This window comes from Mucilaginibacter sp. A3364, from assembly GCF_059690715.1.
This window is the reverse complement of sequence record NZ_JCAWED010000002.1, coordinates 960,140-985,542: the sequence shown is the minus strand read 5'-3', so window position 1 is coordinate 985,542 and position 25,403 is coordinate 960,140. Positions and strand designations below refer to the sequence as shown.

Sequence of the window (25,403 nt, the reverse complement as noted above, 5' to 3'; positions counted from 1 at the left end):
TAAAACCATGGCCAATATTGCTTGTTGTTTAGGCATGCGCGCTCTACTCCTGGTTTTCGGTTTGTTTTTTTATACTAACGCGATGGCACAAAAGCCTGTTGCACTACCACACGGCATGGTTTACGGCAGCAAGCCCGATACCACACAAATTATCTCGGCCACTAGCATCGAAGCCTACATGGGTCGTAAAGTGCGCATAAGCACTACGCTGCGGGGCAAAGTAAGCAAGGTTATTAAACAAAAAGGCGGCTGGTTTTTGCTGGATATAGGCAAAGGCAAAACCATCGAAGCACATTTTAAAAATTACAACGTAAGCATCCCACTTCAATTGGCCGGGCGTACGGTACTGATAGAAGGAGTGGCAGCCAAACAATTCAAGGCCGATCCTTCGCAGCATTATGCCGGCGACAGCGGGGTTAAAGCAGCTAAAGAGCCGCCGCGCAAACCCAAAATTGACTTTGAAGTAAAAGGGTTGATGATATATCAATAGTAGCCCTAAAGCAAAAGAGCATCTACCGGTTTGGTAAATGCTCTTTTTTATTTAGTAAAAGCGTTGGTTACGCTTCTTCAGCTTCCAAAGCAATTTGCTCGTCAATCAAAATACGACCGCAGTGCTCGCAAACGATGATCTTTTTACGCTGACGGATGTCAGACTGACGCTGAGGCGGGATCTGGTTGAAGCAACCTGAGCATGAGTCACGCTGTATAGTTACTACCGCTAAGCCGTTTTTAGCATTTTTGCGTAAACGGTTATAAGCAAATAATAAACGCTCTTCAATGTTCGGGATAGATTTCTCGGCCTGCGCATTTAATTCGTTCTCTTCTTTTTCAGTTTCGGCAGTTATAGTACCTAGTTCCGCTTTTTTAGCATCAAGATCGCTCTTACGAGAATCCAGATCGGCTAAAGCTTTTTCGTAAACCTGGGTTTTTGAAGTGATCTCAAAACCATACTCACGTATTTTCTTTTCGCTTACCTGAATGTCCAAACCCTGTATCTCAATCTCTTTCGAAATTGCGTCATACTCGCGGTTATTTTTTACTTCATTAAGTTGAGTTTCGTATTTTTTGGTGTTAGCCTGCGCATCCTTGATCAGATTTTTGCGGGTAACAATATCATCTTCTAAATCATCCAGCTCGCTTTTGATCTTTTGGATACGGGTTTCTAAACCAGCAACATCATCCTCCAAATCAGCAACTTCCATTGGCAATTCACCTCTAATCTGGCGAATTTTATCAATTTTAGTGTGGATAGTTTGTAGCTCGTATAAAGCTTTAAGCTTTTGTTCTACGGTTTGTTCCATTAAATAAAATATTTGACGGGGTTTGTATTAATTTCTGTTAAACGGATGGCAAAGGTACTAAATTTCTTTTGAATTATTTCATACAATAATTGCTGTGTAAATTGCTCACTCTCAAAGTGTCCGATATCGGCAATTACTATCTTCCCTTCGGCATCAAAAAACTCATGGTATTTATAGTCGGCCGTTATAAAAATATCGGCTCCGGCGGCTATGGCCTGCTTCAGTAAAAAACCTCCGGCACCGCCGCAAACCGCCACCTTTTTAATGGGCTTGCCGGTAAGTGCAGTGTGCCTGATAACCTGCGCGCGCATGCGTTCTTTTACATGGTATAAAAACGCAACCTCGTCCATCGCGTCATCCAGTTCGCCCACCATGCCCGAGCCTACCTGCTGATGCTGGTTGGTGATATTGTACAGGTCATAAGCTACTTCCTCGTAAGGATGCGCCAGTATCAAAGCCATGATGATTTTGCTTTCCAGGTTGGCCGGATAAACGGTTTCTATTTTGATCTCGTCTTCCAGGTGGCGTTCACCACGTTGGCCCACGTATGGGTCGCTATCATCATTACCTTTAAACGAGCCAGTGCCTTCACTGCTGAAACTACACTCGCTGTAATTGCCAATGTTACCCGCTCCGGCATGGAACAAAGCGTTGCGTACTTGCTCGGCGTGGCTTAGTGGCACATAAGTAACCAGCTTTTTCAACAAACCACCTTTGGGTGCCAGTATGTGGCAATTCTCTAAACCCAGTGTTTCGCAAATGCGGGTATTAACGCCGCCCATTATACTATCCAGGTTGGTATGGATGGCGTAGATAGCGATGTTATTACGGATAGCCTTTTCTACCACGCGCTCCACGTACGTTTTTCCGTTAAATCTTTTCAGCCCTTTAAAAACAATGGGGTGATGCGATATGATAACCTGGCAGTTGGTGGCAATAGCTTCATCAACCACGGCTTCGATGCAATCTAACGATATCAGCGCCTGCTGCACGTCCATATCCGGGTTGCCAACTATCAGGCCCGAATTATCATAATCTTCCTGGTAGGCGGGCGGGGCCAGCGTTTCTAAATATGCGGTAAGTTGTCCTAGTTTCATTTATGTTCGGGCAGATTGATAAATGTATTAAAAATCCTCCCTCAAACAAAAAAGACGCGGGCAAAACTCGCGTCTTTTTCAATATATGATGGATTCAGGGCGTAGCTATCGTCCTTACATAGGAGCTTAGTTGCTTGATTTGGCAAACTGGAAGCTTTCAAAAGCCATTTTGCGGTTGTACTCGTTAGCCAGGTCTTTGTGGTTAACCAGGTCGATAATGGTACCTATACCGCAGAAACCGCCGGTGAACAAATACAGCAGACCCATGCCGGTTTGGCCAACCATAAAGCGTTGTATACCTGCCACCAGGCAGAAACCAAGCAGGGTGAATATCAAAATATCCTGCGGGCTTTTACGTTTTCCGGTGTAGATCATAAAAAAGTTTTTTTTCTGATTCTCGTTCAACTCGGCAGTTGCTTGTTGTAAAAATGCCAATTCTTCGGCGGTGACACCAGGTAATGACATGTATGGGTTTTGTTGATAGAAGTCCATGATCTTTGTTGTTTTAGTTTTTGGTTATTGTTTTGTTTTATTTGATACCTCAAAACTAATGTACAATTAAAAAATCGCGAACACAAAATAGGCTAAGCCGAGAAACATATCGGCAGATGGTGGGATTTTGGCGGTGAAAATGGCGGGAGAAAAAGGAATGTCGGTGAATTACTGAAGAGCGCCCCTATAGTAAACTGAACATTGAATATCCAACATCGAATAATGAAGTACTTTGGTGTTGGGTATTCAATATTCAGTGTTCGATATTATTAATGGTAAATATCTGGCGTTGTGGATAGAATGCCCTGCGGGCCAACTCATATATCCTGTAAACAATAACAATCACCGCCGGTACACCCAGCCAATGCTCATGAAATGAATTTTTGATATCGCCATGCAACAGGTAGGCTATGGCGTGGCCGATGCCGCAACCGGGGCACCAGGTTATGCCCATTAATTTAAACGGGCATAAGGTAAAGTGCGAGCGGCTTGCCGGGTCGCTCAGCGCCAAAGCAATCAGCGCCGCGACCCAGAAGCTTAATTCGAAGTATTTTAAAAATAGTTTTCTAATCAACTTTGTTGCTCTTGGTGGCCAGCACCAAAGATACAGCTAATGCGCTTAACAAACCAATAAGCAGTGCGCCGAACATACGGCCCGAGAAGGCGCTGAAGTTATTATCGGCAGATATATAGTTGATGTAAACAATACCGGCAAAAACGGCTAATACACCGCCAACCAGTAAAATTTTAAAGCTTTCTATCAGGGCCTCAAAAAAGCCCATGTTTCCGTTTAGTTGGTTACGATAGTTCCATATTCCCAAAAACAGGCCGCCGGCAGGGATAATGATCGAGAAATATTCATACGGCGATGCTTTACTGTCTGTAATATCATAGCCCATTCCGTGCATTAAAAATAGCCAGGCACCGCTTAACACGCCGATAACCAGGCCCCATATAAGTGCATTTTTCATTTTTTTTAAGTATTAGGTTAATGTTGTGAGTTTTTTAATCAAATAGCTTGCGTTATTTCAATTACCATTAAAAGTGATTTGAGTGTCACTTTGTTTTATTAATGTTATGATATTGCTTTTTATATCCGCCTAAAGCCCCTTTTTACCTATATTTGCAGCACTTTGAACATCCGTGATATATTAGAACGATATAAAGCTGATGAGCGGATTGAAGAACTGGCTAAGGCACTAAACAGCTCTAAAGATCCACGAGTGCAGCTACGAGGTTTGGTTGGATCAGGCGATGCGACAGTGGCGGTAGCATTGTATTTTTTGCAGCATCGCCATATGGTGTTTGTACTGCCCGAACGCGAAGAGGCCGGCTATTTCCAGGCCGATCTGGAGAACCTTACCGGTAAAGAAGTATTGCTTTTCCCCTCATCATACCGCAAGCCTTTTGAGTTTACCCAGCCCGATAGCAGCAATGTTTTGGCGCGTGCCGAAGTTTTAAATGAGCTTAATCACTCCTCAGAGTTCGGCAAACTGATCGTAACCTACCCCGAGGCACTGGCCGAAAAGGTAATTGACCGCGCATCGCTGGAAAAAAACACCCTCGAAATTGCTGTCAACGCCAAACTAAGTATCGATTTCATCAATGAGTTTTTGGTGGAATATGATTTCGACAGGGTTGACTTTGTATACGAGCCGGGCCAGTTTTCTGTACGTGGTGGTATTGTTGATATATTCTCTTTTTCGCATGATCTGCCTTACCGGGTAGAGTTTTTTGGCGATGTGATCGAATCTATCCGTACGTTCGAGATCGAAAGCCAGCTATCGGTTGAGCATGTTAAAAACATCACCATTGTACCTAACGTACAATCAAAGTTTTTGACAGAAAACAACATTTCGCTTTTAGAATACATTGAGAGCGATAGCCAGATATGGATCAAGGATGTACAGTTTACGTTTGATATCATCCAAAGCGGTTATAAAAAAGCTACCCAACTATGGAACGCCCTATCAGCCGATGATAAAACTAAAAACCCGGATTGGATAGACCCCAAGTTTGGCTTTACAGACGAAAAGCTAATAGCCGATCAGCTACGCGATTTTGCTATTGTTGAATTTGGCAAGCAGTTTTTTTACCAGGCCACTACCGCCATCAACTTCGACCTGCGCCCACAGCCGTCGTTTAACAAAGACTTTAGCCTGCTTATCCATAACTTCAAGAACAACGAGGCCGAAAAGATAGAGAACTTTATACTGACGGATTCAGCCAAACAGGTAGAGCGCTTGTACGCCATTTTAGATGATCTGGATAAGGACGTTAAGTTCACGCCAATCAGCATTGCTATACGCGAAGGGTTTATAGATCGCGAGCAAAAACTGGCTGCTTATACGGACCACCAGATATTCGACCGCTATTATAAATACAAAACCAAGAAGGGTTACCAACGTTCGCAGGCCATAACCCTGAAAGAACTACGCGACCTGAGACCCGGCGATTACGTAACGCACATAGACCATGGCGTAGGCAAATATGCCGGCCTGGAAAAAGTGGAAGTTGCCGGCAAGCAGCAGGAGATGATCCGCCTGATCTATGCGGATAACGACCTGTTGTATGTAAACATCAACTCGCTTAACCGCATTTCCAAGTTCAGCGGCAAGGAGGGTACTGTACCTAAAATGAACAAACTGGGTACCGATGCCTGGGAGAAGCTGAAGAAAACCACAAAAAAAAAAGTTAAGGACATAGCCCGCGATCTGATCAAGCTTTACGCGTTGCGGAAATCGCAGGTGGGTAATGCCTTTTCGCCGGATAGCTACTTGCAGAACGAACTGGAAGCTTCTTTTATTTACGAAGACACCCCCGACCAGGAAAAGGCCACTACCGATTTCAAGCGCGATATGGAATCGCCACACCCAATGGACCGCCTGATTTGCGGCGACGTAGGTTTTGGCAAAACCGAAGTAGCCGTACGCGCGGCATTCAAAGCGGTGGCCGATAGCAAACAGGTGGCCATACTAGTGCCTACTACTATTTTAGCGGCCCAGCATTTTAAAACCTTTAGCGACAGGCTGAAGGGCTTTCCTGCAAATATCGACTACGTTAACCGCTTCAAATCAAGCAAACAGATCAAGGACACTTTAGAGAACCTGAAGAATGGTAAGGTGGATATCATCATAGGCACGCATCGCCTGGTGAGTAAGGATGTTAAGTTTAAGGACCTTGGCCTGATGATCATTGACGAGGAACAAAAGTTTGGCGTTAGCACCAAGGAAAAGCTAAAACAAATGCGTGCCAACGTAGATACGCTGACGCTGACCGCGACGCCTATACCCCGTACGCTGCACTTCTCCTTGATGGGCGCACGCGATCTTTCCATCATATCCACTCCACCACCAAACCGCCAGCCGGTAGTAACCGAACTGCATGTGTTTAATGATAAGCTGATCAAAGAAGCGGTAGAATTTGAACTTGACCGTGGCGGCCAGGTGTTTTTTATCCATAATCGTGTGGCCGATCTGCCGCAGTTGGGCGGCATGATCCATAAACTGGCGCCGAAGGCCCGCGTTGGTATAGCGCATGGGCAGCTGGAAGGCGATGCTTTGGAGGATGTAATGCTGAAGTTTGTGAACCATGAGTATGACGTATTGGTGGCTACAACCATTATTGAAGCGGGGCTGGATATTCCCAATGCCAATACCATCATCATTAACCATGCCCACATGTTTGGCTTGAGCGATCTGCACCAGATGCGTGGTCGGGTGGGCCGGAGCAATAAAAAGGCGTATTGCTATTTGCTGAGTCCGCCACTGTCAACCCTGACCAATGAGGCGCGTAAGCGACTGAGCGCTATTGAAGAATTTAGCGACCTGGGCAGCGGCTTTAACGTGGCTATGCGCGATCTGGACATTCGCGGCAGCGGAAACCTGTTGGGCGCCGAGCAAAGCGGCTTTATTGCCGAGATAGGTTTTGAGATGTATCATAAAATACTGGACGAAGCCATTCACGAACTGAAGGACGATGAGTTTAAAGGCCTCTTCCCTGAAGATAAACCACGTGCTTTTGTAAGCTTCACCCAAATAGATACCGACCTGGAGATACTGATCCCGAACGAGTATGTAACCAGTTTATCCGAGCGGTATAACCTCTATTCGGAAATGTCGAAACTGGAGAATGAGGCGGAGCTAGCGGCTTTCCAACAACAACTGCACGACCGCTTTGGCCCCGTACCACCACAGGTAAACGATCTGCTGAACACCATGCGCCTGCAATGGTTGGGCAAGGCCATTGGCTTCGAAAAAATATCGTTGAAAAAAGGCGTGATGCGCGGCTATTTCATCACCAACCAGCAATCATCCTACTTTGAGAGCGACGCGTTTAAAAACATCCTCACCTTTGTACAAACCAATCCGCGCCGCACTAACTTAAAAGAGGTGAAGAACACCTTGCGTTTAAGCATCGAAAATGTGCAGGGTATTGATGAAGCGGTGGAGTTGCTGGACGCGGTATTGAGCTGGTAAAACAACCAGAAAAAACACCCCCTTTTACCCTTAGGGTGCGCCACTTTTAAAGTGGCGCACTTGGCGCACCCCAATTTCACAAACAACTCATTATCAAATAATTAGCCAAAAAAGCGGCGCAATGCGGCGCACCCTACTCATTTTACAATTGCTTGAATATCAACCATTTATAATATTTAATAATTTACACTTTTAAAAAGTGGCGCACCCCTGCTGGTAATTTTTGAGTGGGTCTTCAATTGTTAATTCTTTATAGGTTATGTATGCTGTTTGTAAGGACACAAACAGCGGGTGGTGAAACCAACAACTTGTCATCCTGAGCATAGTGAAGGATCTTCTAAAGGCGACCTGTAATGCAGACAAGATCCTTCGCTATGCTCAGGATGACAAAAGAGTTTTCCAATTCTTTTCGCCAAACAAAAAGCATAAAGCGTAATTTTATAAATATGCTACCACTACTCACCGCCCAACAGATCCGCGAAGCGGACGCGCACACCATCAAGCACGAACCCATTCCCTCTATACAACTGATGGAGCGGGCATCCCGGGCGTTTGTGGGTTGGTTTGTTAATCATTTCCCCGAAAAACTGCAAGGCATCACTATTTACTGTGGTACCGGCAACAACGGTGGCGACGGTTTGGCCATAGCCTGTATGTTGTATGAGCATAAGTACACTAACCTGGAAGTGCGGGTAGCACGTTTCTCTGAAAAATCGACCGCAGATTTTGACACTAACTTTGAGCGCCTGAAAGACAACGGCCTCAGTATGCGGGAACTCAAACCCGAACGCGATTTCCCGGAAGATAAATCAGGTATTATCATTGACGCCCTGCTTGGCAGCGGCCTTAACAAACCTTTGGAAGGCGACTATAAACGGCTGGCCGAGTTTATTAATAATCTTGATAAAACCGTTGTGGCGGTTGATATACCTACCGGTTTTTATACCGATGGCGAAATAGAACCCGACGCGACCGTAATTAAAGCCGACCTGGTCATTACCTTCCAACAACCCAAGATCAACTTCCTGCTGCCCGAATCGGCAACGCATATTAATTGCTGGGAAGTGGTGAACATTGGCATTGATGAAGGTTTTGTGCGATTGCTTGATTCCCCTTATCAACTTATTGAAGAGAAAGACGTGCGGGAAATTTTAAAACCCCGCTATCATTTTAGCAACAAAGGCACCTACGGCCACGCGCTGATAGTTGCCGGACAGGAACAAACCATGGGAGCGGCTTTATTAGCGGCCTCGGCAAGCGTTTACGCCGGTGCCGGGCTTACAACCGCCTGTATCCCGCAAAGCGGTTTAACGGCTTTAAACACGGCGCATCCGGAAGTGATGGCGGTAACCCGTCAGTCTGATCAACTACCCGATACCGACTGGCAAAAATACAGCGCTATTGGTATAGGCCCGGGGTTAGGCAAGGATGATGACGCGTACACGTTGATGGCCCATATACTGGATAACTATAAAAAACCTGTGGTATTAGATGCCGACGCGATAAACCTGCTGGCTACCCATCCGGGACTTTGGAGTAAATTACCTGTCGGGAGCATACTAACCCCGCATATGAAGGAGTTTGACCGCTTATTTGGCGATAGTGCCAACTGGTGGCAACGCTTGCAAACCGCCATTAAAAAAGCAATACAACATCAAATATATATCGTGTTAAAAAACGACTATACTATGGTGGCCACGCCCGAAGGGAAAGTTTATTTCAACCCTACCGCCAATCCGGCTATGGCTACCGGTGGTATGGGCGATGTGCTTACGGGTATTATAACTTCACTATTGGCACAAAAATATTCACCCTTAGATGCTTGCCTGGCGGGTGTATATATTCATGGAAAAGCCGGAGATGAATTGGCGCTGCCCAATCGCCTTAATGTGGTATTGCCAACACAACTGGTCAAACAGTTGCCGATAACCATGGCAAAATTAACGGCATAAAAAAAGCGGATGCCAGTATTATGCATCCGCTTGATATAACATATTAACTGATCTTATAAAGAACTAATACTCTTGGTGTGATGTTTTATATCTATAAGACACACAAATATCCCATTTCGTTACACCTAAATTTTAGTTTTAGTAATTAATATTAAAATGATAATACAATCGGTTGATTTGCCTTCGTATTTATTGATTTAATATTACAAAGGTCATAAATAATACATTTTTTCAATAAAAAGGTAGGATTTAACAAATAGCACAAGCTTGTCTTTTTATCCAAAAAGCCACTTTAAACGCAAAATTCGAAGATTTTTTAGAATTGCCCGATAACCACCATCTCGTCCATGGTAGGATTAGTGCTGCCGCCTTTGGGTTCAAGGGTTACGGCAAATGCACTTGCCAGGGCTACCGATTTCATCGGTTTCATATCGCTTGTATCGGCCACTGTTTTATCAAAAACACCCAGGTCAACCGGTTTGCCATTAACAATGGCCCATAACTGGTATTGATGCTGCGCGTCATTAGCTGGCAGTTTCATATCTACCATATCAATCATTACCTTTTGCTTGGTGGGGCTCCAGGCTACGGTCATGCCGGCATCAGGTATTTTGGCCGTACCTTTTAACTTTAGCAGTTTAAATGACGGATCGCGAAATACACCTATCTCTTCGCTCATCAAATTAACCGTTTTGGCGTATTGCTGGTTTTGGCCCGATAGTGCAAGCAACTGCTCATTCGATCTTTGCAATTTACCGTATACGTTATACAATGCAACAGTGCTTGCTAATAACAAAGCCACACTAGCTGCAAACGCATATTTATAAAAACTATTAGCACGCGGGGTTGGTAAGGCAATTACATTATCCTCATCAGCTTCGCTTACCTGTTTGGTGGGGAAAGTCCTGTCGTCGGCAAAATTGGTGAGCAGGCTGTTTAACACTTTATTACGGGTGTTGTCTTCAGGTTCAACAGCGTTTACCTGTGCATATATCTCCAGCGAAATAGCTATCTCGTCCAACTCCGCTTTTATAACGGGGTGTTGGGCGGCGGTAGCTTCCACCTGTAGCTTTTCTTCGGGCGTAACGTCGCCCAAAACATAAAGCTCCAAGATGCCTGATTCAATATATACCTTAACGTCTTCCAATTTAATTAATTAAAATGTTTGCGCAGTTCGAGGATGGCCATTCGTAGGCGTGTTTTGATCGTCCCTAGCGGGATGCCCAACTCATCAGCTGCTTCAACATGGGTATAACCTTTAAAGTAAACCAGATCCAATATGGCCTTTTGCTCGGGTTTTAGTGTTTGCACTAAATCTTTAATTCCCAGCAGCTCAGGTTTGTAAACCGTGTTTCTTTGTTCGTCAATAAAAGTTACGTTATTTTCAAGCTCTTGGTTTTTGTTTTGATTTTTAAAGTCTTTCGACCTTAATTTATCAATAGAAAGGTTGCGCGCGATATTGACCATCCAGGTAAACAAACGGCCTTTATCAGCACTGTAAGCGGCAAACGAGTGCCATATCTTTACAAAAGTTTCCTGCAAAACATCTTCGGCGGTGGGGGTATCGATAATAATACGCGATATAACACCATACAACGAGGCGGAGTACATATCATACAATGCCTCTATCGCTATCTTCTCGCGATTTCGCAAAGCCAGAATAAGTTCCTCTTCCGAAAGGGATATTTTAGTTCTTCTACTCAACGCAATGAAGATATAAAGGAATTATCAGATTTCAAACAAGTGTTTTTCTGCATGATAAGATGAGCGCACAAGGGGACCGCTCTCTACATATCTGAAACCCTTTTCCAGCCCGATTTGTTTGTAAAAGGCAAATTGATCCGGGTGTATCCAATCAACAACAGGGTGATGATTGCGTGTGGGCTGCAAATACTGGCCCAAAGTAAGGATGTGTACACCGGCGGTCAAAAGATCGTCCATGGCTTCTAAAACATCTTCTTCGCGCTCACCCAAACCCAGCATAATGCCCGATTTGGTGCGCAGTCCGGCTTCTGATATTTGTCGTAAAGCTTCCAGGCTTCGGTCGTATTTTGCTTGTATACGTACTTCCTTAGTTAAGCGGCGTACGGTTTCCAGGTTATGCGATACCACTTCAGGGCGGGTTTCAATAACACGCGCCAGGTTATCCCATTGGCCACGAAAATCTGGCAATAAAGTTTCTAAAGTAGTTTCAGGGCTTTCGCGGCGGATGGCATTGATGGTTTCGGCCCAAATGATGGAACCGCCATCTTTCAGGTCATCACGGTCAACCGAAGTTATAACGCAGTGTTTAACCTGCATCAGTTTAACCGATGTAGCTACACGGTTAGGCTCATCAGTATCAACCGCAAGCGGCCTGCCGGTCGCTACCGCGCAAAACGAACATGAACGGGTACAAATGTTACCCAATATCATAAACGTAGCTGTACCGGCGCCCCAGCATTCACCCATGTTAGGGCAATTACCGCTTTCGCATATGGTATGCAGCTTGTGTTCGTCTACAAGGCCACGCACGTGAGCATACTCTTTTCCTACCGGAAGCCTAACGCGCAACCAATCTGGCTTACGTTGTTTTTGTTCAACTGGTACTACCGGCAATTCGATCATGATACAAAAATAGGTAAAAACCGCTTAACGCCCTAAAGGGGGAATATTTTTATTACAGTTGGTTGATATAAGGTTATTTTAATATCGAACACCAAATGCTGAATATCGAATAATGAAGGCGCACTTCGATATTCATTATTCGATATTGGGTGTTCGATATTTTTATAAATTTGCTATATGGCAACTATACACACCACTTACCTTGGCGGCTTACGTACCGAGGCTACACACTTACAATCGGGCACTAAAATTATTACTGATGCGCCTACGGACAACAAAGGCAAGGGCGAAGCTTTTTCGCCAACCGACCTGTTGGCAGAATCACTAGCAGGCTGTATGCTAACTACAATGGCTATCGCGGCCGATGTACATGGCATTGAAATGGAAGGAACCGAATGCGAGGTAACTAAAGTTATGGCTGCTAACCCACGCAGGGTGGCCGAGGTTATAACCAACTTTAAATTCCCGAAAACTTATACAGATAAAGAGAAAGAAATATTAACAAAAGCCGCGCTGGGCTGCCCTGTTGCTGTAAGCTTGCATCCCGATGTGGTTAAAACTATCGATTTTGGATGGTAGGGATTTAGTTAATCAGTGATTTGGTTAATTAGAGATTAGTTTCTGTCAGATAAAAAGAAAGCCCGATGTAAAAACATCGGGCTTTTATATTTTAAACTAACCTCCAATCACTAATTAACTAATTTCCGATACTGCTTCATCAACAGAAATACCGCCGTGCGATTGATCGAGGATACACTCGCCGTCTTTTATTAAAAGCATTTGTGGCGATTCATGATGAACATCAAACAGTTGTGCTACCTGGTTTGATACTTCGCGGTATTGTATCAGGTCTAAAAAATACAGCGGAAGGTTTGCCGGCAGTTGGTCGGCGTCCATTTCAAAGCGCCTTTTGGCCATCATGCTAATAGAGCAGCGCGTGCTGTGCTTAAAAATTAAACTATAACCCTGTTGCTGTTTAATGTTATTCAGCTGATCTGCCGACTGTAAAGAAATCCAATTCACCATAGTGCAAAGATACGAATGACCATTTTGTTAATAGTAATTACAGCGTCAAACAAATATTTGTTTTAAGCAATATAAAAATGGTGATTCAGGGGGGCTGCTATTACCTGCGGCCGCTACGTGGGTATGTGCTGTATGCCGGGCAAAGCTTGCTCGAGCATGATGCCAGTGTAAATAAAGCAAATGCAACCAAGCCTATGTATATCAGTTTTTTCATTTCCTATTTTTTTCTATTATACGCAAAACGGGTCTCTAAAGTTTTAGCAAGGTCGGCCATTTTTATGGCGGTAACCGCTGCTTCAACACCTTTGTTACCATGTTTACCACCGGCACGCTCAAGGGCCTGTTGCTGGTTGTTAGTGGTTAATACCCCAAATATAACAGGTTTTGAGTATTTAATTCCAACGTTACTTAAGCCATGGGCCACAGCATCGCAAATAAAATCAAAGTGTTTAGTTTCTCCTTGTATAACGCAGCCAAGGCAAATTATTGCATCGGGGTTGGCTGTTTTTGATAAAAGTTCAGCACCGGCGGTTAATTCAAAGCTTCCGGGAACGGTATAGGTAAAAATATTATCGGGAAGAGCGCCTCGCTCCAAAAGTTCTTTAAAAGCTCCCTGGTAAAGGGCGTTGGTAATTTCGGTATTCCATTCGGATACAATTATACCAAAGCGGTACGGCGCAGCCGAAGGGATCTCAATACCTTCAAAATCTGATAAGTTTTTATATTGGGTAGCCATGGTGTGAATTTCGGATTTCGAATTTTCGATTTCGGATTTAATGATCAGCCATTTAACGAACCTCTAAATTCGAAATCGAAAATCCGAAATTCGAAATTATTACAATTTAGCTTCTACGCGGGCAATATACCCATCGATAGATTGCGCTTCTGTGCTTCTTGGATAATCGTTTTTTATTGACTTATACGTATCCGCCGCAGATTTGTTGTCGTTTTGCGCCTCGTAAACTATTCCTAGCTTTTTAAGGTATAATGGCGATAAAAAGTCGTTGCTTGCTTTGTCGGCAGCTTTCTTAAAGAAATCAGCAGCTTTAGCATACTCTTTCAATTCAACATAGGCGTCGCCGGTATTACCTAGTGCTTCGGCAGCAACCATGCTGTCATCAGCTCTAAAATCGGTAAACGCGTCAATAGCTTTACGGTACTCGCCTTTATTTAAATAAGCTACACCTAGGTAAAAATAAGCCAGGTTAGCGGCTTTGGTGTTGCTGTAATCGGCAATAATTTTTTCAAAACCAGGGTAGCCCGCATCGCCTTTAATAGCTTTGTCCCATTGTTTTTGCGCCCAAAAATCCTGTGCTACATGCATTTGGCCTGCGGCTTTCTCTTCTCTTGGTGCCAGGTACAGTTTTTGGTAAAGTACATAAACCAATATAAGGGCAACAACTGCCGAAGCTATAAATACTAAGCTTTTTCTGTTCTCTTGTGCGAATTTACCAACGTTGGTATTTTCCTGGGTGTTTGACATTTCTATGCTAAAATAAAATTAAGTTTGCAAAACTACATTTTTTACAAAGTAATAGCAATAGCTTTTTTTGTTAATAAAAATGCGGCCGTTTTTAAGCGCAATCCGCCCGGAACGGGCTATATTATTGCTAAATTTGAAGCACTTTTATGTATTTAAAGCAGCTATCAGTCATCAATTTTAAAAACTACGCCGAGGCCGAAATTGTGCTGAGCGAGGGCGTAAACGCTTTTTTGGGCGATAATGGCGCGGGCAAAACCAATTTATTGGATGCCGTGCACTATCTATCGCTTTGCAAAAGTTATTTTAACCCTATTGATAGCCAGCAGATAAAGCAAGGTGCCGATTTTTTTATCATTACCGGAGCGTTCAGCAAAAACTACAATGCCGAAAACATTGCCTGCTCGGTAAAACGGAACCAGAAAAAGCAGTTTAAACGCAACAAGAAGGACTACACCCGCCTGGCGGATCATATTGGCCTGTTGCCACTGGTAATGGTATCACCTTATGATATAAGCATTATTATAGAAGGCAGCGAAGAGCGACGCAAGTTTATTGATAATGTGATATCGCAAACAGACAATTCATACCTTGATGAATTGATTGCCTATAATAAGGTGTTGGCCAACCGCAACGCCCTGCTTAAATCAATTGCTGATACGGGCCGCTATGACCCCAACCTGATGGAGATCATAAACGATCAGCTTATCGCCTCGGGTCAGCGCATTTTTGAAAAGCGCCGTGCCTTTATGGAAGTGTTTACCCCAGTGTTTAACAAGCACTACAGTTTTTTAACGGATGATGCCGAACAAGTTGAGCTGGCTTATGAGTCGCAGCTGTTAACTGCCGATTTTGAAGCGCTGCTGAAAAAGAACATAGAACGCGACCGTGTAATGGAGCGCACATTGGCCGGTATACATAAAGATGACCTACAATTTTTGGTGCATAGCATGCCGATGAAAAAGTTTGGATCGCAAGGGCAGCAAAAATCATTTTTAATTGCGCTAAAATTAGCACAGTATAGCTTCCTTGATCAGCAAAAAGGTTTTAAACCGTTGTTGTTATTAGATGATATTTTTGATAAACTGGACGACAAGCGTGTTACCAAACTGATGCAAATGGTATCAAATCATGACTTTGGACAGGTTATAATTACCGATACCAGCACAGCCCGTGTTGAGCAGATATTTAATAACATGGGCGTGCCTATTAAATTGTTTACCGTAAACCAGGGAGAGATATATGCGCAAAACTAACGACAAAACCCTGAAGGAAGCCATAGAGCAAATGCTTCAGGTTTACAAACTGAAGCGCAAGTACAATGAATCGGCAGTGATAGCGCATTGGCCCGAATTGGTAGGTAAGCCGGTAGCCAATCGGACGAAAGAGCTATTCATCAGCGATAAAAAGCTTTTTCTGCGTATAGAATCATCCGTAATAAAAAACGAATTGATGATGATACGCTCGCAAATCATCGAAAAAATAAATTCAGAAGCTAAAGCTACGCTTATAGAAGAGATTATCTTTCTCTGATCCATCGCATTGTTGGCCTTACATAAAGGTCATCGCGAATGATAGAGTATCCCAGTAATGTTACGCCCGGCGTTAAAAAAGCCAATTGCACCTCTGGTGGGTGGTGGATGAAAAATAGTGTATGCACTAGTATTACAACGCCTACAATAAGCGCATATAATAATATTTTAGTTAGTGCTTTCATATCCTTTTATTTTAGTGTTCCCCTTAAACAAACAACTATCGGGCCATTTCGGGTAATTACTGATGTAAATCTACAACTTATTGCAATGAAAACAAGCGTAAACGAAAAAAAGTTTCTAAAACGTCTCGTTTTACGAAACCTTTAGAAACCTTTTTACGTAGGGTGAGATTTTTATTCTTAGAAACGCTCGAAAGCAGAGAAGAAGAAGTTGCCTTCGATCTCGGCATTCTCGTCAGAATCTGAACCATGTACCGCGTTTGCATCAATTGATTTTGCAAACAGGTTGCGGATAGTGCCAGCCTCGGCTTTAGTAGGATCTGTAGCGCCAATTAGCTTACGGTAATCTTCGATAGCGTTGTCCTTTTCCAAGATCGCAGCTACAATAGGGCCCGAAGTCATAAATTTCACCAGGTCGGCAAAAAAGCCACGCTCGCTGTGTACAGCGTAAAATTCGCCTGCTTTTTCTGCGCTTAAAGCAGTGTATTTTAAGGCTACTATTTTAAACCCGTTTTGAGTTATTTTATCCAAAATTGCTCCGATGTGGCCATTAGCTACTGCATCGGGTTTAATCATTGTAAAAGTTCTGTTACTTGCCATTTCTGTTTTGTATTGATGGGCGTATTTCGGCGTTAACTGTGCAAAATGCGCTCCTTTTTTTAATATTGCTGCAAAAGTAGGCTTTTAGCCTTGAATGGTAAAGCTTTTTTAGTTAAATAATAAACGCTTTTATTTTAATTTACATAGCTTTGCAACTCTTTTTTAAAAAATTTAATGTTAGATATCACCTCGCTTAATAACCTATTAGCGCAGCCGCAAAAAATTGTTATCACCACCCATCATAAGCCTGATGGTGATGCCATGGGTTCGTCATTAGGTTTGTATAACTACCTTATACAGCAGGGCCACCATACTAAAGTTATCGCCCCTACGGATTATCCCGACTTTTTAAGCTGGATGCCCGGCAATGAGGAAGTAATGATCTATACTGAACACTCTGCCGAAGCCGCCGAGCTTATTGCCAACGCTACCATTATTTTCTGTCTTGACTTTAACAACCTGAGCCGGATAAATGATATGGGCGAACTGGTGCGCGCCAGCAGTGCCTATAAAATAATGATAGACCATCACCTGGAGCCCGAGGATTTTGATGATTTCCGCCATTGGGACATTAATGCCTGCGCGGCAGCACAGTTGGTGTATGATTTTATAGTCAACATATTAAACAACAAGGCGCTTATCAATAAGGATGTGGCTACCTGCCTGTATACCGGTATCATGACAGATTCGGCATCGTTCCGCTTGCCTAACACCACTTCAGCAGTACACCGTGTGGTTGCCGATCTGATTGACGCGGGCGCGGTTAATTACCGGATACATGAACTGATCTACAGCAGCGCTTCGGAGAATCGGCTGCGCTTTTTAGGTCATTGTTTAACTAATTGTTTGGAGATCTTGCCGGAATATAACACCGCTCTAATCGTTGTAAATAAGGCCGATCTGGAAAAATATGATGTAAATACCGGCGATACAGAAGGAATTGTTAACTATGCATTATCCATCGCCAGCATACGCCTGGCCGCTTTTATTGTGGAGCGCGAAGACAAAGTGAAACTTTCTTTACGATCAAAGGACGAGTTTCCTGCAAATGAGATTTGTAAATTGTACTTTAGCGGCGGCGGACACAGAAATGCGGCCGGCGGACAATCATCTGATAGCCTGGCCGAGGTGGTTAACCAATTTAAATTAATTTTACCAAAATATAAAAAACTGTTAATTCAATAAAAATGAGAAAAAATGTAGTGTTTCTTGCTCTTGCTGCCATTGGCTTTGCAAGCTGCAACGGTGGTTTTAAGCAAGGTGAAGGTGGCATGTTATATAATATACACACTGAAAAAGGCAAACCAAAAATTAAAGAGGGCGACTTTATCAGTGCTAACTTAGTAGTGAAAAATGATGCAGACTCGGTATTATCAAACTCATATGATTCTGGCCAGCAACAGCCGCTTATAGTACCTAAGCCACAATTTAAAGGCGACGTTATTGACGCGTTAGCTTTATTAGGCGAAGGTGATAGCGCAACTGTAAAAGTATCTGTTGACAGCATCTTCAAAAAAGCTACACGTCCTCCGGGCTTTAAAGGCAAATACATTGTTTATGACATCAAAATCGAGAAAGTAATACCGAAAGGTAAAATGACCGACCAGGAGTTTCAAACAACTGTAGGTACTTACATCCAGGCTCAATCAAAAGCTTTACAGGATAAAGAACCTGCCAAAATTCAGAAATTCATTGCCGATTCAAAACAAAACTTTACCAAAGCTGATTCTGGTTTCTACTATAACGTAACCAAAGCCGGTAACGGCCCGCTGATTGCCAAAGGCGATACTGTTGTAGCTAACTATGTAGGTAAATTTACAACCGGTAAACTATTTGATACTAACATTAAAGCAGAAGCTTTAAAAGGTAAACTACCGGGTGCTGAACAACGCCCTTACGAGCCTTTAAAATTTGCGGTAGGTGTGCGTGCGGTAATTGCAGGTTGGGATCAGGCTTTCCAATTGTTGAACAAAGGCTCAAAAGCTACTTTGATCATTCCTTCAAACCTGGCTTACGGCGGTCAAGGCAATCCGGTAATTCCTCCGTATTCTCCGTTAGTGTTTGAAATTGAGATAACTGATATTATCAAACCAGGCGGTAAACCATCTGCCCCGCTAGCAACAAAATAAGTTTTAAACAAAAGTATAGCCTCCCTGCGTACCAGGGAGGCTTTTTTATATGATGAAAAAATACATCTTACTGACTTTATTAGCCGCGTTTACTTTTAAAGCGAGCGCCCAGGTTGAATACAAACGCACCACCAAAGGCACCCAATACCGCCTCATTACTAATAACCCCGGCGAACGCATTAAAGAAGGCCAGGTTATTACCTTTAACGTAGTGCAAAAAACTGATAAGGACTCGGTTTTATTTAGCACCTATTTAAACGGCAGCCCGGTTAAAACACAGGTACAACCACAAGGCGACCTGATGGACGTTTTTGTGCTAATGACCGTAAAGGATAGCGTTTGGGTTAAAGTACCTACTGATAGCTTATTTAAAGGTCATGAAGAATCGCGCCCGCCGTTTTTGCCTAAAGGCAGCGCGTTAAACTTTGTTATTAAAATGGAGCAGGTGCAAACGCTTGACGAGGCTATTGCCGAGCGTAACGCCCAAATGGAAAAAATTAAAGCAGGCGAATCTATCAGTCGTGATAAATACATTGCTGATCACAATTTGACTTTAAAAACCACTGCATCCGGTTTAAAATACGTTATTACCAAACCATCGGTAAAACGCAAGCCTATGGCCGGCGATTCGGTTTATGTTAATTACGTTGGCCGCACCATTGATGACAGGGTATTTGATACCAGCATTGAAGCCGAAGCGCAAAAAGCCGGTGTGCTGCAACCCGGCAGGCCATATTCACCACTACCATTGGTGGTTGGCACACAGCAGGTGATAGCAGGTTGGGACGAAGGTTTGCTGTTGTTGAACGAAGGTTCAAAAGCAACTTTCGTGATCCCGTCAGATCTGGCTTACGGCCCGCAAGGCAACCAGGGTATTCCGCCAAGTGCCACTTTAATATTTGATGTTGAACTGGTAAAAGTTGTACCTGCCCCAAAAGCCGCTACCAAAACCCCGGCAAAGAAAACCACGACTACCAAACCCACCGCTAAAAAAACGGTGACAGCCAAAAAGCCCGCCGCAAAGCCGGCAGCCAAACCGGCTCCGAAAAAGAAATAAGCTTGAAAGCCTCCTGACATATCAGGAGGCTTTTTTATTTTTGCAGCATGATACTCACCGATACGCACACCCACCTATACTACGAGCAAGACCCCGATAAACGCGCGGCGTTGATACAACGCTGCCGTCAAAACGGTGTGGAGCGCCTGTTTCTGCCCAATGTGGATGCAGAATCGGTTGAGCAGGTGTTTGAGTTGGTTAATGCTTATCCCAACATGTGCTATCCTATGTTGGGGCTACATCCATGTTCTGTAAAGGAAAACTGGGAGGCCGAGCTTGCTGCCATCCGCGCCAACGAAAACCAACAGAAAATTTATGCCATTGGCGAAATTGGAATTGACCTGTATTGGGATAAAACCACCCTGCCACAGCAAGTACAGGCCTTTAAACAACAAATTGCCTGGGCCAAAAGCCTACAGCTGCCTATAGTAATACATTGTCGCGAGGCTTTTGATGAAGTGTTTGCCGTTTTGGAGGAAGAGAAGGATGAGTTGCTGCGTGGTATTTTCCATTGCTTTACCGGTAATGCAGAGCAGGCACAGCGCGCGATTGACCTAGGCTTTTACCTGGGCATAGGCGGCGTGGTTACCTACAAAAACGGCGGACTGGATAAATTTTTACACCAATTTGATCTGAGTCATATCGTTTTAGAAACGGATTCTCCGTATCTTTCGCCCGTTCCGCACCGGGGTAAACCTAACGAAAGTTCGTATTTATTATATGTGGCTCAAAAGGTTGCCGATGTGTACAACACCGATCTGGATACCGTGGCCGCTATAACTACCAACAACTCCAAACAGGTGTTTGGCGTGTGAAACGCTTAAATTTTTTTTGTTAATTTGAGCCCCTATTAATGAGCCAGATACTAATTATATATACCGGTGGTACTATAGGCATGATGAGTGACCCTGTTACCAAAGTGCTTAAACCCATTAACTTTGAACAGATAATGGATAATGTACCCGAGCTGGAAAAGCTGAACTGCAAGATCAAAGTACATTCGTTTGACGAGATCATCGACTCATCAAACATGAACCCCGAAATATGGAGCGAGTTGGCCGGCCTTATCGAATCAAATTATGATACGGTTGATGGTTTTGTTATCCTTCACGGATCAGATACCATGGCTTACACTGCTTCGGCGTTGAGCTTTATGCTGGAGAATTTGGCTAAGCCGGTTATCTTCACCGGTTCGCAACTGCCGATAAGCGCCATACGTACCGATGCCAAGGAGAACTTGATGACGGCGATAGAAATTGCCAAATCAAAAAAGAATGACCGTGCCCGGGTGCCTGAAGTTTGTATCTATTTTGACTATAAACTTTTTCGCGGCAACCGTTCGTTTAAATATAATTCATCAAAATTTGAAGCTTTCCGTTCGCCTAATTACCCAATACTGGCCGAGTCGGGTGTACACTTACGCTTCAGCGTCAATGATATTAAGCATCCTACCGATGCTCCACTGGTACTGCATAAAAACCTGGTGAACGAGGTTGCCGTACTTAAACTATACCCCGGAATAAGCCCTAAAGTAGTAGCCGCCGTGTTGGAAGCAAACGTACGTGGCATTGTTATGGAAACTTTCGGTGCCGGCAATACTACCACCGACAAATGGTTTACCGATTTGCTGAAAGCCGCTATAGATAGTGGCAAAGTGATTCTTGACATCTCGCAATGTAAAGTAGGCACTGTTGAACTGGGCCGCTACGAAACCAGCAAGGAGCTAAAAGACATGGGCGTAGCCAACGGTTACGACATGACATTTGAAGCCGCCGTAACTAAAATGATGTACCTGTTAGGCCAATTTGACGACCCCAAACAGGTTAAACATTACCTGGAAGTTGATCTGCGCGGCGAGTTGACGGTATCGTAAACATATTGCTACCTTAGGGTACTTGAACGCCACCCCTCATAAACGGTTTTACGAGCTTGATGCCCTGCGCGGTATTGCGGCAATGGCCGTTTTTCTATTTCATTTAAATCTGTTTAAATACGGCTGTACCGGGGTCGATCTGTTTTTTATGATCAGCGGCTTCGTTATTTACCTATCATTACTAAATGCCCGCGATGTAAAGCATTTCCTTACGGCGCGGTTTATACGGCTATATCCTGCTTACTGGCTATCTATATTAATAGCCATAGCCAGCACAATGCTGTTTACCAACACCATATTGCCAACAGGCTTTAAGTTTTGGGCAGGCAACATCAGTATGCTGCAACCCTTGTTTAAAACCACCAACCTGGTAGGTGCCTATTGGACTTTGTATGTTGAAATGTGCTTTTACGCCTGTATAGCTTTAGCATGGCGTTTAAACAAACTAAAAAACATAGAACTGTTGCTTTTTGTCGGCTTGATAATTACCTGGCTGATAAACGGATCGTACCTGCTTACCGGCAATACCAACGCGGCTTTTACACGTTTCTTTATTATTACGCGTGGCGTATTTCCTTTGATCAGTCATTTCCATTTTTTTGCAGCCGGCATTGTATTTTACCTGGTGCATACACGGGGCATTAAATTGACATACCTGCTATTGCTTTGTGCCTGCCTGTTAACAGTACTGGTGACGCACGGTCATAGCGTAATGATCATCAGCTTTTTAAATGTTTGGGAACACCTGGCATGTACTGCCGTGTTTTACCTGATTTTTGCGCTGATCGTAGCCGGGAAAATGAGTGTGTTAAATAATAAGGTGCTTGCCATAGGCGGGGCTATCTCTTATCCGCTATACCTCATACACCATTCGTTCGGTATTGATCTTGAAAAAATTCTAGAACCAACAACTGGGTATGTAGCAGCTGTTGTAATAGCCATTGCAGCAGTTGTTATGATTTCTGCTATGATAACTTATTGGTTTGACATACCGGTACGTAAAGGCTTGCGTAAGCAATTGCTGGATTAAGCTGCTTTAACTTGCACTCGTTTGCAAACGAGTGCAAGTCAAGTTACAAGTCGCAAGTTATTACTTCAACAACTGATACGTAACCAAGCTAGCCACATAAGCCAGCGCAGTCATATATACCAACTGTATGGCAGGCCATTTCCAGTTTTTGGTTTCGCGGTAAACAATGGCTACGGTGCTTACGCATTGCATGGCAAAGGCGTAAAACATCATTAACGAGAAAGCAACTGCCAGGGTAAATACTGGCTGCCCGGTTTCGGGATTTTTAGCGTTACGCATTTTCTCGAGTACGGAGTCTGTCGTATCAGCATCGCCGTGTACGCTGTAAATGGTGGCCATGGTGCCCACAAATACTTCGCGCGCGGCAAAAGAGGTGATCAACGAGATACCTATCTTCCAATCGAAGCCTAAGGGCCTTATGGCAGGCTCAATAACATGACCCAGCACACCAGCGTACGAGCTTTCCAGTTTATCTGTCGCTATCGCGAGGTCGATCTCGTCCTGCGTCAATTTTTTTGTATACTGTTCCTGCTGATATTTCTTGTCGATCTGTTCAAAGCTATCGCCGGGCCCGTACGATGCCATCACCCATAAAATAATGGATACGGCGATGATAACCTTACCCGCCTGCAGCACAAACGACTTCGACCTGTCATACATAGAAAATATAACATTGGCCCAACGCGGCATGCGGTATACCGGCAACTCCATGATAAAGTATCCGCGTTCGCGACTTTTAAGTATAAATTTAAATACCCAGGCTACGATGATAGCGGTTACCAAACTCAACACATACATTGCGGTTAATGCCAGGCCCTGCAGGTTAAATATCCACCAAACGTTACGGTCAGGCACCACCAAAGCTATAAGCAGCGTGTAAACCGGTAACCGCGCAGAGCAAGCTACTAATGGCGTCACCATGATGGTGATCATCCTGTCCTTCCAGCTTTCAATTGTACGGGTACCCATAATTGATGGTACCGCGCAGGCAAAGCCACCAATAAGCGGCACTACTGATTTTCCGCTGAGGCCCACCTTGCTCATCACCTTATCCATCATAAAGGTAACACGGGCCATATAGCCGGTATCTTCCAGTATAGATATAAAGGCAAACAGGATTGCGATTTGCGGGATGAATACCATTACACCTGCCAAACCGGCAACCACGCCATCAACCAGCAAACTGGTTAACGGACCGGCAGGCAAAGCGCCATTTAAAGATTCCTGTATCCAAACAAACAGGCTGTCTATCAAGTCCTGCGGATATGATGCCCAGGCAAATATCGACTGGAACATGAACATTAATATACCCAGGAATATAATGAAGCCAAACACCCGGTGGGTTAAGATCTTGTCTATTTTATTGCTAATGGTTTCATCGTGCGCCGTTTCGGGTTTCCTAACCGTATCGTACAACAGGTCGTTGATGCTGTTATAACGGGCGATGGTTTCGGCACCCTGAGCTTTTTGGGTATGGAAACCGTGTTCGTGTTCCAAAGCCTCAATACGATCGGATTGTTCGGGTGTAAGGAAGGTTAGTGTTTCATGCTGATGAGCCAGCTGCAGGGCAAAGTATGGATTGTCAACCTTCATTTCGGCGCAGATGGCATCAACCAGGGTAGGTGCTATGCTACGTACGTCAATACTATCGGCCTGTAAGGCTACGTTGTTGGCGTATGATAAGGCGGTTTTCAATCCGTCAATACCTTCCTGCTTGCGGGCCGAAATGGGAACCACAATAACACCAAGGTTTTTAGCCAGCTGATCAACATCGATCTCCAAACCCGAACGCTTGGCCTGATCCATCATATTTAAAGCCACGATGACCGGTATTTTCAGATCGGCCACCTGGCTATAAAGCAATAAATTTCGTTTTAAGTTGGTAGCATCAAGGATAACCACGATCAGATCGGGGGTAAGCGCGTTTTTCTTGTCGGCTAAAACAGAAAACACGATGCTCTCGTCCTTACTTTTGGGGTAAAGGCTATAGGTACCGGGCAGATCAACTATTTCGGCGCGGCGGCCATCGGGCAACTGGGTATAACCAACTTTTTTATCTACGGTTACGCCGGGAAAGTTGCCTATTTTTTGGTTTAATCCGGTTAGTACGTTAAATAGCGTCGACTTGCCGGTATTAGGGTTCCCTACCAGCGCTATCCTTATATCAGCTTTCAATTATAAAGTATGTAGTATAATGGTTGAAGCTTCGCGTTTGCGGAGGCTTAACTGGTAGCCCGAAACGGTGATGGCAATGGGGTCGCCCAGGGGTGCAATACGGGCAACTTTAACTTCTTCGCCGGGCAGGCATCCCATCTCCATCAATTTTACCGACATCTCGAGGTCGGTAAATTCCTTTACAATTCCGGTCTGTCCTACTTCAAGCTGCGAAAGTTTCATGAATTATTAATTATCAACCAAAAGTAGGTCTTATTTATATTAAATACAAATAAGCGAAATTGGCCATAAATAATTGATTGTTAAACGATTAAGCAAACAATCCGGTTTAGTCACAAAAATTTTATAAGGAAAATTAAAAAAAAATATACATAACACAACCGATTGCATTA

27 protein-coding genes are annotated in these 25,403 nt (G+C 43.9%); 12 read left to right on the top strand and 15 right to left on the bottom strand.

Going from position 1 to position 25,403, the window contains the following annotated elements; all coding sequences use genetic code 11:
• Window positions 1-34 precede the first annotated feature (34 nt).
• Window positions 35-490 carry a DUF4920 domain-containing protein gene (locus AC59JT_RS16725; RefSeq protein WP_497401045.1) on the top strand — a complete coding sequence of 152 codons (456 nt, stop codon included), beginning with the start codon at window positions 35-37 and terminating at the stop codon, window positions 488-490.
• A 67-nt stretch (window positions 491-557) separates the two neighbouring features.
• Here AC59JT_RS16725 and AC59JT_RS16720 read toward each other — a convergent pair whose 3' ends face one another.
• The 5 genes from AC59JT_RS16720 to AC59JT_RS16700 form a co-directional block, all read right to left on the bottom strand.
• The gene (locus AC59JT_RS16720; protein WP_497401043.1) at window positions 558-1,301 is read right to left on the bottom strand and encodes a zinc ribbon domain-containing protein; all 744 of its coding nucleotides are present in this window, start codon (window positions 1,299-1,301) and stop codon (window positions 558-560) included.
• Window positions 1,301-2,398, bottom strand: coding sequence for a Nif3-like dinuclear metal center hexameric protein (locus tag AC59JT_RS16715; protein WP_497401041.1), 1,098 nt, complete (start codon window positions 2,396-2,398; stop codon window positions 1,301-1,303). Before AC59JT_RS16715 ends, AC59JT_RS16720 begins: the two co-directional genes overlap by 1 nt.
• A 126-nt stretch (window positions 2,399-2,524) precedes the next feature.
• On the bottom strand, window positions 2,525-2,890 hold the full coding sequence (locus AC59JT_RS16710) for a TM2 domain-containing protein (protein WP_497401039.1): 366 nt from the start codon (window positions 2,888-2,890) through the stop codon (window positions 2,525-2,527).
• A 253-nt stretch (window positions 2,891-3,143) separates the two neighbouring features.
• On the bottom strand, window positions 3,144-3,464 hold the full coding sequence (locus tag AC59JT_RS16705) for a DUF2752 domain-containing protein (protein WP_497401037.1): 321 nt from the start codon (window positions 3,462-3,464) through the stop codon (window positions 3,144-3,146).
• Window positions 3,457-3,861 (bottom strand): DUF4199 domain-containing protein, encoded by a 405-nt coding sequence (locus AC59JT_RS16700; protein WP_497401035.1) that lies wholly within the window; start codon window positions 3,859-3,861, stop codon window positions 3,457-3,459. Before AC59JT_RS16700 ends, AC59JT_RS16705 begins: the two co-directional genes overlap by 8 nt.
• Before the next feature lie 162 nt (window positions 3,862-4,023).
• On the opposite strand from AC59JT_RS16700, the gene mfd reads away from it, so the two are divergent.
• Both mfd and AC59JT_RS16690 read left to right on the top strand, forming a co-directional pair.
• Window positions 4,024-7,368 carry a transcription-repair coupling factor gene (gene mfd, locus AC59JT_RS16695; RefSeq protein WP_497401033.1) on the top strand — a complete coding sequence of 1,115 codons (3,345 nt, stop codon included), beginning with the start codon at window positions 4,024-4,026 and terminating at the stop codon, window positions 7,366-7,368.
• 446 nt (window positions 7,369-7,814) lie between these two features.
• Entirely contained in the window at window positions 7,815-9,320 is a 1,506-nt protein-coding gene (locus AC59JT_RS16690; RefSeq protein WP_497401031.1) for an NAD(P)H-hydrate dehydratase, read from the top strand.
• 316 nt (window positions 9,321-9,636) lie between these two features.
• Here AC59JT_RS16690 and AC59JT_RS16685 read toward each other — a convergent pair whose 3' ends face one another.
• From AC59JT_RS16685 to lipA, 3 genes are read right to left on the bottom strand one after another with little or no spacing between them, the layout of a single operon-like run.
• Entirely contained in the window at window positions 9,637-10,467 is an 831-nt protein-coding gene (locus AC59JT_RS16685) for an anti-sigma factor (protein WP_497401025.1), read from the bottom strand.
• 5 nt (window positions 10,468-10,472) lie between these two features.
• Entirely contained in the window at window positions 10,473-11,024 is a 552-nt protein-coding gene (locus AC59JT_RS16680) for an RNA polymerase sigma factor (protein WP_497401023.1), read from the bottom strand.
• Window positions 11,025-11,048: 24 nt separating this feature from the next.
• Window positions 11,049-11,927, bottom strand: a complete 879-nt coding sequence (gene lipA / locus AC59JT_RS16675; protein WP_497401021.1) for a lipoyl synthase — start codon at window positions 11,925-11,927, stop codon at window positions 11,049-11,051.
• A 177-nt stretch (window positions 11,928-12,104) separates the two neighbouring features.
• Between lipA and AC59JT_RS16670 the strand changes: the two genes are divergently transcribed.
• On the top strand, window positions 12,105-12,506 hold the full coding sequence (locus tag AC59JT_RS16670) for an OsmC family protein (protein WP_497401019.1): 402 nt from the start codon (window positions 12,105-12,107) through the stop codon (window positions 12,504-12,506).
• 114 nt (window positions 12,507-12,620) lie between these two features.
• On the opposite strand, the gene ytxJ is transcribed toward AC59JT_RS16670, so the two are convergent.
• The 3 genes from ytxJ to AC59JT_RS16655 all read right to left on the bottom strand — a co-directional run bounded on the left by ytxJ (window position 12,621) and on the right by AC59JT_RS16655 (window position 14,436).
• A complete protein-coding gene (gene ytxJ / locus AC59JT_RS16665; protein ID WP_497401017.1) occupies window positions 12,621-12,953 on the bottom strand; it encodes a bacillithiol system redox-active protein YtxJ in 333 nt (110 codons plus the stop codon).
• A gap of 217 nt (window positions 12,954-13,170) precedes the next feature.
• Window positions 13,171-13,689: a 6,7-dimethyl-8-ribityllumazine synthase gene (ribH, locus tag AC59JT_RS16660; protein WP_497401015.1), complete on the bottom strand. Its 519-nt coding sequence runs from the start codon at window positions 13,687-13,689 to the stop codon at window positions 13,171-13,173.
• Window positions 13,690-13,788: 99 nt separating this feature from the next.
• On the bottom strand, window positions 13,789-14,436 hold the full coding sequence (locus tag AC59JT_RS16655; protein WP_497401014.1) for a tetratricopeptide repeat protein: 648 nt from the start codon (window positions 14,434-14,436) through the stop codon (window positions 13,789-13,791).
• A 146-nt stretch (window positions 14,437-14,582) separates the two neighbouring features.
• On the opposite strand from AC59JT_RS16655, the gene recF reads away from it, so the two are divergent.
• Both recF and AC59JT_RS16645 read left to right on the top strand, forming a co-directional pair.
• Window positions 14,583-15,689, top strand: a complete 1,107-nt coding sequence (gene recF / locus AC59JT_RS16650; protein WP_497401012.1) for a DNA replication/repair protein RecF — start codon at window positions 14,583-14,585, stop codon at window positions 15,687-15,689.
• Window positions 15,676-15,966 (top strand): DciA family protein, encoded by a 291-nt coding sequence (locus AC59JT_RS16645; RefSeq protein WP_497401010.1) that lies wholly within the window; start codon window positions 15,676-15,678, stop codon window positions 15,964-15,966. Before recF ends, AC59JT_RS16645 begins: the two co-directional genes overlap by 14 nt.
• Here the strand turns inward: AC59JT_RS16645 and AC59JT_RS16640 are convergent.
• Both AC59JT_RS16640 and AC59JT_RS16635 read right to left on the bottom strand, forming a co-directional pair.
• Window positions 15,953-16,150 (bottom strand): hypothetical protein, encoded by a 198-nt coding sequence (locus AC59JT_RS16640; RefSeq protein ID WP_497401008.1) that lies wholly within the window; start codon window positions 16,148-16,150, stop codon window positions 15,953-15,955. The genes AC59JT_RS16645 and AC59JT_RS16640 overlap by 14 nt on opposite strands.
• Window positions 16,151-16,327: 177 nt before the next feature.
• A complete protein-coding gene (locus AC59JT_RS16635) occupies window positions 16,328-16,747 on the bottom strand; it encodes a nucleoside-diphosphate kinase (RefSeq protein ID WP_497401006.1) in 420 nt (139 codons plus the stop codon).
• 174 nt (window positions 16,748-16,921) lie between these two features.
• On the opposite strand from AC59JT_RS16635, the gene AC59JT_RS16630 reads away from it, so the two are divergent.
• The 6 genes from AC59JT_RS16630 to AC59JT_RS16605 are packed head-to-tail and all read left to right on the top strand — an operon-like array spanning window position 16,922 to window position 22,836.
• On the top strand, window positions 16,922-17,932 hold the full coding sequence (locus tag AC59JT_RS16630; RefSeq protein ID WP_497401004.1) for a DHH family phosphoesterase: 1,011 nt from the start codon (window positions 16,922-16,924) through the stop codon (window positions 17,930-17,932).
• 2 nt (window positions 17,933-17,934) lie between these two features.
• Window positions 17,935-18,876, top strand: a complete 942-nt coding sequence (locus AC59JT_RS16625) for an FKBP-type peptidyl-prolyl cis-trans isomerase (protein WP_497401002.1) — start codon at window positions 17,935-17,937, stop codon at window positions 18,874-18,876.
• 49 nt (window positions 18,877-18,925) lie between these two features.
• Complete coding sequence (locus AC59JT_RS16620) at window positions 18,926-19,933, top strand: FKBP-type peptidyl-prolyl cis-trans isomerase (protein ID WP_497401000.1); 1,008 nt, start codon at window positions 18,926-18,928, stop codon at window positions 19,931-19,933.
• 47 nt (window positions 19,934-19,980) lie between these two features.
• Window positions 19,981-20,748 carry a TatD family hydrolase gene (locus AC59JT_RS16615; protein WP_497400998.1) on the top strand — a complete coding sequence of 256 codons (768 nt, stop codon included), beginning with the start codon at window positions 19,981-19,983 and terminating at the stop codon, window positions 20,746-20,748.
• Between the two features lie 38 nt (window positions 20,749-20,786).
• Window positions 20,787-21,806, top strand: coding sequence for an asparaginase (locus tag AC59JT_RS16610; protein ID WP_497400996.1), 1,020 nt, complete (start codon window positions 20,787-20,789; stop codon window positions 21,804-21,806).
• A 22-nt stretch (window positions 21,807-21,828) separates the two neighbouring features.
• A complete protein-coding gene (locus AC59JT_RS16605) occupies window positions 21,829-22,836 on the top strand; it encodes an acyltransferase family protein (RefSeq protein ID WP_497400994.1) in 1,008 nt (335 codons plus the stop codon).
• 60 nt (window positions 22,837-22,896) lie between these two features.
• Here the strand turns inward: AC59JT_RS16605 and feoB are convergent, their stop codons facing one another.
• The gene (gene feoB / locus AC59JT_RS16600; RefSeq protein WP_497400992.1) at window positions 22,897-25,011 is read right to left on the bottom strand and encodes a ferrous iron transport protein B; all 2,115 of its coding nucleotides are present in this window, start codon (window positions 25,009-25,011) and stop codon (window positions 22,897-22,899) included.
• Window positions 25,012-25,233: a FeoA family protein gene (locus AC59JT_RS16595; protein ID WP_497400990.1), complete on the bottom strand. Its 222-nt coding sequence runs from the start codon at window positions 25,231-25,233 to the stop codon at window positions 25,012-25,014. It abuts the gene before it with no gap.
• Between the last annotated feature and the right edge of the window lie 170 nt (window positions 25,234-25,403).